At 71.7% G+C, this 406-nt stretch carries 1 protein-coding gene; it reads right to left on the bottom strand.

The genetic code is table 11. From position 1 onward, the window contains the following. Positions 1–396, bottom strand: a 396-nt coding sequence (locus RM572_RS29510) for a hypothetical protein (protein ID WP_311676405.1), incomplete at its 3' end; no start/stop codon positions are given. Positions 397–406: the final 10 nt, after the last annotated feature.

Genomic DNA, 406 nt, shown 5'->3' with positions numbered 1-406 from the left:
AGCCAGGAACTGCCGTTCCACCGCGCCCGGGTTCTCGGTCATCTCCAGCGTGGTGACCACGTCGATCCAGATCTCCGTGAGGGCCGCCGCGTGCTGGGCCTTGAGTTCGCCGAGCCGGTGCTCCTCCCTCATCCGGAGCTCGGTCAGCCGGAACGGCCGTACGTGGTCCCGCAGCGCCGGGTCGCTCCGCACCCGGACGGAGGCCCGGCAGCTGATCATGCCCTTGTCGTCGGTGTAGCACCACACCTCGCCGAGCCTGCGGTTGATGGCCTCCTCCGCCGCGACCGGGTCGGCCGGGTCATGGGCGCGGGCGATGCCCCAGACCCGCCGGACCAGTTCGCGGCGGGCCGTCTCCTCCAGGGCGACCGCCCGTTCCCGCAGGTCCGCGAACGTCATCTCCGTACTG

The organism is Streptomyces hazeniae, assembly GCF_031845485.1.
Taxonomy (GTDB): domain Bacteria; phylum Actinomycetota; class Actinomycetes; order Streptomycetales; family Streptomycetaceae; genus Streptomyces; species Streptomyces hazeniae.
The sequence above is the reverse complement of the archived record's forward strand: the minus strand, read 5'-3'. Positions and strand labels throughout refer to the sequence as shown.